Annotated in this window: 5 protein-coding genes; 4 read left to right on the top strand and 1 reads right to left on the bottom strand. The window is 64.0% G+C overall.

From position 1 onward, the window contains the following. Nucleotides 1-5,262 (bottom strand): immunoglobulin-like domain-containing protein (locus EMO90_RS10140; RefSeq protein WP_150394998.1); only part of this gene is annotated, 5,262 nt, incomplete at its 3' end. 550 nt (nucleotides 5,263-5,812) lie between these two features. Between EMO90_RS10140 and EMO90_RS10135 the strand changes: the two genes are divergently transcribed. From EMO90_RS10135 to EMO90_RS10120, 4 genes are all read left to right on the top strand, one after another. Then, nucleotides 5,813-7,144 (top strand): ABC transporter substrate-binding protein, encoded by a 1,332-nt coding sequence (locus tag EMO90_RS10135; protein ID WP_190972040.1) that lies wholly within the window; start codon nucleotides 5,813-5,815, stop codon nucleotides 7,142-7,144. 127 nt (nucleotides 7,145-7,271) lie between these two features. After that, on the top strand, nucleotides 7,272-8,189 hold the full coding sequence (locus EMO90_RS10130) for a carbohydrate ABC transporter permease (RefSeq protein ID WP_150354369.1): 918 nt from the start codon (nucleotides 7,272-7,274) through the stop codon (nucleotides 8,187-8,189). After that, nucleotides 8,186-9,112, top strand: a complete 927-nt coding sequence (locus tag EMO90_RS10125) for a carbohydrate ABC transporter permease (protein WP_150354368.1) — start codon at nucleotides 8,186-8,188, stop codon at nucleotides 9,110-9,112. The genes EMO90_RS10130 and EMO90_RS10125 overlap by 4 nt, the downstream gene beginning before the upstream one ends. 101 nt (nucleotides 9,113-9,213) lie before the next feature. Continuing rightward, the gene (locus EMO90_RS10120) at nucleotides 9,214-10,800 is read left to right on the top strand and encodes a glycosyl hydrolase family 28 protein (protein WP_150354367.1); all 1,587 of its coding nucleotides are present in this window, start codon (nucleotides 9,214-9,216) and stop codon (nucleotides 10,798-10,800) included. The last annotated feature ends 45 nt before the right edge of the window (nucleotides 10,801-10,845 follow it).

Raw genomic sequence — 10,845 nt, 5'->3', positions numbered from 1 at the left:
TGTGACCGTCACGTACGAAACCGACGGACCCGAGGGATACGAGGGGCCGGACGGCTCGCTGGGGCGGACCTTCAACCCGGCGATCGCCGCGGTCAGGCGCGCCTGGGCCGCATCCAACTCCGACTGGGTCGCGTCGCCCTTCGCCAGGACCGCCTCGGCGTTGTCCAAAGCCTTGGCGAACCGGGTCCACGAGTCCGTCGTGTACCCGCCCGGCTGGATCCTCCTGGCCTCGGCGACCGCGGCCTCCAATGCGCTGCGGTCGCCCACGCGCACCAGGCCGATCCACGCGGCCCTGAGCGCGTCATGGGCCCCGTCGACCTCGGACTGCGTGGCGTCAGCCTTCGCCAGCACCGTCTTCGCGGCCTCGAGCGCGGCCTCGAACGGCTTCCACGAGACGCCCGTGTAATCCGTCGCCGTCAGCTTCGAATACTCGTCCACCAGCGCCTGCAGGCGCGACTTGTCCGCCTGGGCGGTGCGCTCGACCACCGTGACCCAGCGGGTCACGCGCTCGGACTTCAGGCCCTGGTAGTCGGTGGCCGTGTACGCCAGCTCGTAGCGGCCCGGCTTCGAGGTGTCCACGCGGCCCTCGACCTCGATCTGCGAGGACGGCAGCAGGCCGTCCTCCCTGTCCGTGGCGGTCACGCCCGCGTAGTAGTCGAACGCGTCGCCCACCATCACGGTCGCGTCGCCCACGCCCGAAAGCGTCGGAGGCGTGTTCGCGGACGGCTCCTCGGCCTTCACGAGGCCCTTGTACGCCGCGTCGATCGATTCGATCGCCCGGTCGACCCGCTCCAGGGTCAAGCCGTCCGCGCCGAGCAGGTCTTCGCCCGCCGCCAGCGCGTCTTGGAGCGCCTTCCACGAATCGGCCGTGTACTCGGCCTCCACGAGGTTCAGATCGCGGATCTCCTGGATCCGGGCCGCCAGACGCGCCCGGTCCGTCGGGGAGGCGGGCGTGCCCGGCCCGGGCTGCTCGGCCTCCACCAGGGCGTCCCTGGCGGTCGTGAGCTGCTCGAGCGCCGCGGCCACGTCATCCGCGGTCGCGTTCGGATCGGCCAGCACGGTGCGGGCCATGTCCAGCGCGCGGGCGAACGGCTCCCACGACTCCGCCGTGTAGTCGGACTCGACCAGCTTGCCGGCCTCGTCGACCGCGGCCTGCAGCCCGGTCTTGTCGACCGGGGCGGGCTGCTCGGCCTTCACCAGAGCATCGCGCGCCGCGACCAGCCTCCACAGAGCCCCGTCCACGTCGGCCTGCGCGGCCTTGTCGTCGGCCAGGACCGTGTTCGCGTTGCGCAGCGCGGACGCGAACGCCTCCCAGGACTCCGCCGTGTAGTCCGACTCCGTGAGCTCGCCCGCGGCATCGACCGCGGCCTGCAGATCGGACTTGTCGACCGACGGCTTGTCGGCCTCCTTGACCGTGACCTTGCGCTTGGCGGTGGCCGTGTTGCCGGCCGCATCCGCAACCGTGTAGGTCAGCTCGTACACGCCCGGCTTCGACGTATCCACGGAACCGGACACCTTGACCGAACCGGTCACGTCGCCGTCCACGTCATCGGACGCGGTCACACCGGCCAGCGGATCGAAATCCGCGCCGAACGCGACCGACGCATCCTCCACACCGGCAAACACCGGAGCGGTCGTATCCGGGGAAGGCGTGGGAGTGGCCGTGCGGAGGATGCGGATTTCCGCATAGCTCTGGGCGCCGGCCCAGCGGTCGAACTGCACGAACTTGATCTGCTTGCCCTTGATTGCATCGGGCGCGCTCAGCGTCTGCCACTGGGTGGTGTTCTTCATGCGTCCCACGCTCTCCCACTTCTCGCCGTCCAGCGAGACGTTGATGAACGACGCGCCGGCATTGCCCGGGTTCTTCGGGTCTGCGAGGACCTCGACGCGGTCGAGCTCGATCGGATTGCTGGAGAAGTCGAAGGTGAGGAACGACGCTCCAGACTTGTCCTTGCTGAACTGCAACACCGTGGCTGCGTCCTTGTCGAACACCTTGGCGGCATCCGTTGTGGAGCCCGTGCTGATCTTGCCCACGTGCGAGGCGGCATCCACCAGCTGACGGTCATCCGACGTGAAGACGGAGGAGCCGTCGGTGGTGGTCATGAAGGGCGCGCCCTCCTTGCCATCCTTGGTGTAGGTGATGCGGAACGGCACGCCATCGGCGTACGTGGTGTCTTCGGGCAGGACGATGTCCGCGCTCCAGTTGCCATCGCCGAGGTCCTTGACCGTCGCGTCGAGGCCGTTGATGGTGGCCTTGACGTCCTGGATCGCGGATTTGGCGTGGAAGCTCACGGTGACGTGATCGCCCGCGACCGCCATGCCCGCCACGCCGGTGGTGGAGATACTGGCGGAATCGATCTCGTTGGTGGCTTCTGCGCGGCTGCCGTTGATGTGCAGTTCGGCGATGGTCACGATGCCGGGATACGCCGGATCGGTGGGGATGCCGGGTTCGTCGACCTGATACTTGAGGAAGCGGAACGGCGTGTTGCGGTACTGCTCATCAATGGGGATGGTCTCCATTTCCTCGGTCTGGGTGGTGGGCGTCGAGGTGACGCGTGTCCACGTCTGGCCGTCGTTGGAGATATAGAGATAGCCTCCCTGATAACGGTTGGCGAATCCCTGCCTTGCCTGCGTGGTGAACGAGGATGCCGTGAGCTGGTAGTCGATGCCGAAGTCAAGGATGACCGGCTGCTTGCTTTCCCAGAAGCTGCCCGCCGTGCCATCCACCAGCAATCCCGCGTCGGAGGGGTTGCGGGGGCTGGATGCGGCGATCATGGACGGGTAAGCTCCGTAGTCCAGCGTGCCATCCTCCAGCCGCGGATTGAGCAGCTCAAGAGCGTCGGTGACCTTGCTGAAGTCATCGAGCGCCTTGAGGAAATCGGCGTCGCTGAGCGAAACGTCGGCCGCCTTGGCGTCGATGTCTTTCTTGGCCGCTTGCCATGCGGTCTCGGTGGGCGTGGTGTAGGTCTCCCCGTCCTTGTGCGCGGCGGCGACCTTGGCTACGGCCTCCGCGCGGGTCGCCGAAGCCGTGAACAGCAGGTGTTCGGTGCGCTCCACCGTGCCGTTGGACAGGACGATCGTCACGTCCAACGGCTGGCTGGTGGATTCGCTGGGCGTCCACGAGATCAGGCCCGTATCGCTGACGGTCATGCCCTCCGGCGCGTTGATGAGCTCGTAGCCCACGCCGTCCGCGTTCGCGATGTCCAGCTGCAGCGTGAACGCGGAACCCTTCAGCGCCTTGTATACGGTTGCGGTATCGGTGTTGAGTGCCGGAACCGTGGTCTTAAGACCGGAGCCGTCCCTGTCGTTCACATAGCGCACGCTGCGGAAGTCGACGGTGACGGGCTGGTCGGACGTGACCGCATAGAAGTCCATGTTGTCCAGCGCAATCGCCTGCGCGTTGGTTTTCGTCGCCGCATCGACCGAGTACAGCACGTTCGCCCACTGGCCGTGGGTGTCCGGCAGCGTGATGATCTGCCACGGTTCGGAATGATCGTTCTTGCCGCCGATGGACAGTGTGGAGACGCCGTTGGTGCGCACGTTGAGCGCCAGGACCTTCTCCGTGCCCGTGTTGGCTTTGATCAGGGACGCGATGACAAGCTGGTATCCGCCGCGCACGGTGGTGGTGTCCTTCGGGAAGGCTGCGTCGTATGCGGTGTCGTGGATGTCGTTGGCGCTGGTGGCGGACTTCACACGGATATATGATCCGTCGGCGTCCGATTCCACGGATGCCAGCGTGGAATCGAGCACAAGGCCGCGTTCCGTGAAGGAGATGTCGCTGTTGGTTTTCGCCGTGACGGGAATGGCGATGGACGGGTCGTCCGCGCGCTCGACCGGCATGGACAGCCAGTATTCGGCACCCAGCTCGGTCATCTTGTTGTCCGAATACACGCCCCAGAAGCTGCGGGTGCTGGTGCCCAGATAGTCGATCGGGGCCACCTGGTGCTCCGCGTTGCGCACGATGCCCGGGGCGATCGCCTCGATTTCCTCCTTGCTCATGCCCAGCTTGTAGCGATAGGCGTCGTACAGCTCGCTGAAGTTGTAGTAGTTGGCGATGCGGCCGCGATATGCGGTGGACACGTCGCCCGAGTAATCGAAGCCTCCGCCGAGCTTGGTCCACGGGATCGTGGCGCCCTGCATGTAGCTGTACATCTGCTCGGCGCCGCGCAGCAGTCGCTTGTCCTTGAACTCGTACAGGCTCTGGGCGTTGGCTGCGGTGGACACGGTGCCGGTCTCCGGATCGACCTTGGTGCCTTGCTGGTCCAGGATGCGCGCAATGCCGGTCAGATCGAGCACATCGCCGCTGCCGTGGGCCTGGTCGCGGCCCATCTCAAGATGCTGCACGTAGTCCACGCCGGTGGGGTTGCGGGGATCGTCGGCCTTGATCAGGCTGAACAGGTGGTTGAGTGCGCCGTTGACATCCGGTTTGGTGGTGGAGGCGTTGACCGTCACCCATTCCACTGTGCGGTTGTATGCCTCGGTGTTGTTGGTGAAGATGTACGCGCCCAGCAGGCCGGTCATGTCGTACAGGTGCTGGTTGAAGTAGTGGGTGTTGTCGTCCAGGAACGCCTTGATGGTGGGAGTCACGTAGTTGTCAGTGAGCTTTTGGGTGTCCGACTCGGTCCAGCTGAGGTCATAGCCCGTCACCTTGTTGGTTTCATCGTCATAGGTGGGTTGGACCGTGGACGTGTACTGGATGAGTTCGGCGGCGGCGATCATATAGAAGAACGGCACCGGCACGTGGATGTGCGCGTCGGGGAAGTAGACGAACTGGTTTGGATCCATGTTCTGCCAGATGCGCAGGATTCTCAGCGCGTTGTAGCGGTAGGCGCTGTCGCCGGTCAGGTAGTACATGACGGCCTGCGTGTAGGCGCGGAAGCTGTCCTTGCTCATGGTCATCGTCATGCTGGACTTGGTGTAGGTGTTGTTGTTGGGCGTGTCCAGCGTGCCGGCTTTGAGATTGGATGACGTGAAGTCCCGTTTGGCGTAGTCAGTCGAGACCATGGCCTCGTAGTAGGCCTTGTACGGCTGCTTGCCTTCCGCGAGGGCCTTGCGGGTCTGGGCGAGACGTTCGGGGGTGACGGACATGGCCGGGTGGGTGAAGCCGTTGACCTTCTGGGTCAGCAGCTTCACGGTCTCCTGAATGGCCGGCGGTTCCGCGACGGTCGGTTCGGCCGCGACGGCCGCGGAACCGACTAGGCAGACGCTCAGCAGCGTCGCGACGGCCGCGATGAGCGACATCAATTGTCGTAGGATGCGCACGGATGCTCCTTTGCATGGGTAATGGGTTTGAAACTGTTTTCTTGAGGGTGTATGGCGTACGGTGTCATAACGTTATGAATTCAGGATGGGAATGCCCTAGGTCATGTTTGGTCCTTCGGTTGGGGAGGTGGTGTGAGTGCTGAAAACAGCTGGAATTATTGAGAAGTCGCCGCCTTGACGACTTGGCGCCAAGTATACGGACCGCCTGCATGGTTTGTCAATGCGGGCATGGCGGCGGGCGTGCGGGGCGGTGAAGGCGTTTGCATGGCGGAGGGGTGGGTGCGACACGCCGTGTGAGGGCTTGATATGAAACCGCTTTCAGAAAATGATTTTACTGGAATTCAGCCATTTGAACAAAATTAGAGAAATCGATTTATTGGCTCCGTTGCGCGCGTTTGCCGTGATGTGTTATTCTCATAACGTAACGAATTCAGAACGTTACGAGAAAACGAAGACGGTCACGGGGACGTGACCGGCGGAGGCCGACGGAGACGTCGGCGAAGGAAAGGCAGGGTGAGCACAGATGCTCTCTGGACATGGAATCAAGCGAATGGTGGCCGCGGCCGCCTCGGTGGCGTGCGTGATCGGCTTGGCGGCCTGCGGCGGCAGCGATGCCTCGCAGACGGCGAGCTCCTCCAGCGCCTCGGGCCCGATCGAGATCGAGGTCTGGGGCTGGGACAAGAATGCCCCCAAGGGCTGGGTCGCCAAGTACAACGAATCCCAGAATGAGGTCAAGGTCAACTACGTGCTGCAGGCCTCCAACACCGCCACGCAGCAGAACTTCCGCAACGCCTTCGAGGCCAAGACCAAGCTGCCCGATCTGGTGCAGGGCTTCGCGCCGCTGACCACCAACGTGTCCAACGGCTGGGCCGAGGACATCACCGACGCCATCCAGCCCCTGCTTCCCAAGTTCACCGAGGGCGCCAAGGAGAACGCGCAGCTCAACGGACGCTACTACAGCCTGCCGGGCGCGGCCGACGGCACCTATGCCATCGTCAACACCGACGTGCTCGCCAAGTACGGCGTCGAGGCCCCCAAGACCTGGGACGACGTGATCGCTCTGGGCGAGAAGATGAAGGCGGACGGCGGCAAGGTCTACAACCTGGCCGGCGAGGACCCCTCCGGCTTCATGCAGCTGGCCCAGAAGGCCGGCGCCAACTGGTTCACCATCGACGGAGACAGCTGGGTGGTCAACATGCAGGACGAGGCCACCGGCAAGGCCGTGGACATCATCCAGGAGCTGATCGACAAGGACCTCGTCTCCAACCAGACCTACAAGGACAAGCCGGCCCTGTACAACTTCTTCGACTCCGGCAAGTTCGCCTTCACCACGCTGGCCTACTGGTCCGCCACCGGCTACCAGACCAACATGCCCAACACCCGCGGCAAGTGGCAGGCCATCGACTACCCGTCCATCTCCTCCGCGGACGAGGGCAAGGTCCCCGGCTACCTCGGCTCCGCCTCCTTCATCCCCAAGGGCACCGACCGCGCCCATCAGGACGCCGTCATCAAGATGACCAACTGGCAGAACACCCCGGAGGGCTACGAGGCCGGCCGCGATCCCGACAACGGTACCCTGGGCGTGCCCGCCGGCCGCACCGAGGCCGCCGGCCTTGACGCCGAAAAGTACGCCGAAGAGGCCATCCCGGACAACTTCTACGCGGATAAGGACCAGGCCAAGAAGGTCATCGTCAACGCCGCTGGCAACGGCATGGGCGGCTTCGATCTGGGCCCGAACTACGACGCCTGGTTCCCGGAGCTGCAGGACCAGTGGGGCAAGGCCGTGGCCAAGCAGATCACCCTCAAGGAAGCCATGAAGAACGTGCAGGACTTCGTGGTGCAGGACCTTCAGGCCAAGGGCATCAACGTCAAGGTCGCCTGATCGGCCGACCCCCGGCTCATCTCGTAGCGTCACCCCGGGCGGGGCGGGCATCCTTCGCCCCGCCCGGACCGACCATACGGACTGGCCATACAGTACATAGGATTCATACAAAAGGAAGGTAATTGCCATGAGTGGCAAAGCAGAAGAGGATGTGCGCGAGAACCGGCATGTGCCGTGGCGCATTCTCCAGGCGCTCAAGGGATCGACGTTCACCTGGCCGTTCGTCGCGGGATTTCTGTTCTTCGTCGTCGCGCCGATTGTTCTCTCGCTGAGGGTGGTTCTGTACAACAAGCAGAAGTCGGGTCTGGGCCTGGGCGAGGCGAAGGAGGTCTTCGTCGGCGCGGACAATCTGGTCAGGGCCGTGCAGGACACCACGTTCTGGATCGGCTTCGGCCGCGTGGCCCTGTACGCCGTCATCATGGTCCCGCTCACCCAGTTCCTGTCCATGGTCATGGCCCTGCTCATCGATTCGGTCAGGGCCAAGACCGCCGGCAAGTTCCGCATCCTGCTGCTCCTGCCGTACATGACCCCGGGCGTGGTGTCCACCATCATCTGGATCTACCTGTACAGCCCCACCACCAGCCCGTTCAAGTGGACCGGCATCAACTTCTTCGATTCGAACCTGGTGTGGTTCTCCATGGGTCAGATGGCCGTGTGGGCCGGCCTCGGATTCAACATGCTGATCATGTTCGGTTCCCTGCAGTCCATTCCGCACGAGATCATCGAGGCCGCCCGCATCGACGGCGCCTCCGAACTGCGCATCGCCTTCTCCATCAAGGTGCCCTTCATGGTCAGCTCGGTGACCTTCACCACGCTGTTCGGCATCATCGGCACCCTGCAGCTGTTCAACGAGCCGTACTTCTTCCGCTCGATCAGCCCGCAGACCATCACCAAGGACTTCACGCCCGCCATGCAGATCTACAACGAGGCATTCCAGGTGGGCAACATCAACTACGCGACCGCGCTGTCGCTGCTGCTGGCGGCCGTGCTGTGCGTCGCCTCCATCCTGCTGTACGTCGCCCAGGGAAAGGTGAATAGGGCATGAGCACCGCAACTCTTACCGCCAAGCCCGTCAAGGCTAAGCGCCGCAAGGTCTCCGCCGAATCGGGCGAATCGTCCGCCAATCAGGTCAAGGGCGCATCCAAGTACTTCGTCCTGGGCCTGCTGGTCCTCCTGTCCGTGTACGCCGTGGCCCCGCTGTGGTGGCTGATCGTGGCCATCACTAAGTCCACGAGCACCATCTACACCACCAACGGCCTGTGGTTCGCCGGCGGATTCAACCTCTTCCAGAACCTGCATGACCTGTTCACCTATCAGGACGGCATCTACGCCACCTGGCTGTGGAACACAGTGTGGCTGTCCTTCGTCACATCCGCGGGAGCGATGGTCATCACCGTGGCCGCCGGCTACGCGCTGGCCAAGTACAACTTCCATGGCAAGAAGCTCATCATGGGCCTGATCATGGCCTCGTTCATCATCCCCGGCACGCTGCTCACCGTCCCCTCATTCATCCTGTTCAACAAGGTGGGCCTGTACGACAACTGGTGGGTCATGATCCTGCCGGCCTGCTTCACCCCGATGGACACGTATCTGGCCAAGGTGTACGCCGAGGGCGCGGTGCCGGACGAGCTCATGGAGGCCGCGCGCATCGACGGCGCCGGCGAGTACCGCATCTTCACCGAGATCTCGTGGAAGCTCATGGTCACCCCGGCCGCCACCATCTTCCTGCTGCACTTCGTGGGCTCCTGGAACTCCTTCATGTGGCCCATGATCTTCCTGAAGGACTACCACAAGTGGACCGTCATGCTGGGTCTGCAGTCGTGGATCGCGCGAGGCACCGACTCGCAGTACGACCTGACGATGCTGGTCATCACCGGCGCGTTCATCTCCATGATCCCCGTGGTGATCCTCATGATCGCCATGCAGCGCTACTGGAAGTCCGGCGTCACGGTCGGCAGCCTCAAGTAGCACCCGAACACCCGTGGCCGGTTTGATCCCGGCCCTCCCAATCGGTTTCGGCCCGTGGATGGTCCTTCCTTTCTTCCTCTTCCCATCCGCGGGCCGAAGCCATGCCCAATCCCGATCGTTCCGACCTGTCATTCGCTTATCTGGAGCCGTTCATCATGATCAAGACCTATCCCGCGCCCTTCGGCGCGAACCTTCGCGACGAGTTCACCGTCCGCGTCCGTCCGGCCAGCGGGGGTGAATGGCAGCAGCTGGACACCTACCGCGTCAAAGTGGACATGCACGATGTGCGTGAGGCCTCCATGGCGTACTTCGACATGGACGAGCCCGTCGAGGTGGAGGTGACGGTCAACCGGTTCTATTACATCTACACGGCAGCGATCCGCCCGCTGAGCTACAGGATCGAGCCGGTGATCGAGCCCCGTCGCCTCACCTTCCGACTGGACAAGCCCGCCAACCTGAGCATCGAGCTCAACAAGGAGCGCTTCCACAACCTGCACCTGTTCGCCGGCCCCGTGGAGAACGAGGAGGCCATCCGCGCCGCCGCCGATGTGGTGATCGAGCCCGATCGCGTGCCCGGCCGCATCGGCACGTTCGATCCGAATGCCGCGCTGGAGGCTCTGGACCCGGACAAGGTGAGTGGCCCCAAGCGCAGGATTTTCGTGGAGGCCGGATGCTACGGCGTCGCGGAGACCGTCTGGCACATCCCCTCCCATGTGGACGTGTACCTGGCCGGCGGCGTGGTGCTGCAGGGCGCGCTTAGCATCAGCCGCGCGCAGGATGTGACCATCCACGGCCGCGGCGTGCTCGACATGGCGTTTCTGGCCAAGCAGACCGGCATCGGTGGCATCCGCATCGACGGGTGCCGCGATGTGACGATCGACGGCATCACGCTCATCAATCCACCGCATTATTCGGTGTGCGGGGGCATGTCCCGCCGCATCACCATCCGCAACCTCAAGACGTTCAGCTGCGAGGGCTGGAGCGACGGCATCGACATGATGTCCTGCTCCAACGTGCTGGTGGAGGGCTGCTTCCTGCGCAACTCCGACGACTGCGTGGCCCTGTACGGCAGCCGATGGAACTGGCGCGGCGGCACGTCGAACGTGATCGTGCGCAACACCACGCTGTGGGCCGATGTGGCCCACCCGATCAACATCGGCACGCACGGTGACCACGAGCACGACGGCGACGTGCTCGAGAACATCCTGTTCGACCACATCGACGTGCTCGAACACCACGAGTTCCAGCCGGGCTACCTGGGCGTGATGGCCATCAACCCCGGAGACAAGAACACGGTCTGCCGCGTCACGTTTCGCAACTTCAACATCGAGCCGTTCGAACACGGCCGCGTGCTGGATCTCGAGGTGAAGTTCAACCCCACGTACAACCCGGCGCCCGGCCGCCTGATCTCGGACATCCTGCTGGAGAACATCAACGTGACCACGGGCGACGGCGAGGAGCCGTCGATCATCGCCGGCTACGACGACATCCACCCGGTGGAGAGCGTTCGGATCGTGAACATGGTGCGCGACGGTCGCGTGTGCGCCACGCTTGAGGACGCCAACATCGAATTGCGCGATTATGCGCGCGGCGTGCGGATCGGGGCCGGCTCGGATGCCGAAGCCGGAGCCGACGTCCCGCATGGAGCCGCTCTGGCCGCCGCGCCCGTGCCCAAGCCGAGGCCATAGCACCGACCCCGATCGCGATCGGCCAATCCGCAGAAAGGAACCCGT

It is taken from the genome of Bifidobacterium vespertilionis, from assembly GCF_008698145.1.
Taxonomy (GTDB): domain Bacteria; phylum Actinomycetota; class Actinomycetes; order Actinomycetales; family Bifidobacteriaceae; genus Bifidobacterium; species Bifidobacterium vespertilionis.
Note: the sequence above shows the minus strand (reverse complement) of the source record. Positions and strands in the feature narration are given on the sequence as shown.

Bases quoted from the DNA above. Each gene is read 5' to 3' on its own strand.
- EMO90_RS10135 (WP_190972040.1), top strand. From the start codon at position 5,813: ATGGTGGCCGCGGCCGCCTCGGTGGCGTGCGTGATCGGCTTGGCGGCC.
- EMO90_RS10120 (WP_150354367.1), top strand. From the start codon at position 9,214: ATGCCCAATCCCGATCGTTCCGACCTGTCATTCGCTTATCTGGAGCCG.
- EMO90_RS10125 (WP_150354368.1), top strand. From the start codon at position 8,186: ATGAGCACCGCAACTCTTACCGCCAAGCCCGTCAAGGCTAAGCGCCGC.
- EMO90_RS10130 (WP_150354369.1), top strand. From the start codon at position 7,272: ATGAGTGGCAAAGCAGAAGAGGATGTGCGCGAGAACCGGCATGTGCCG.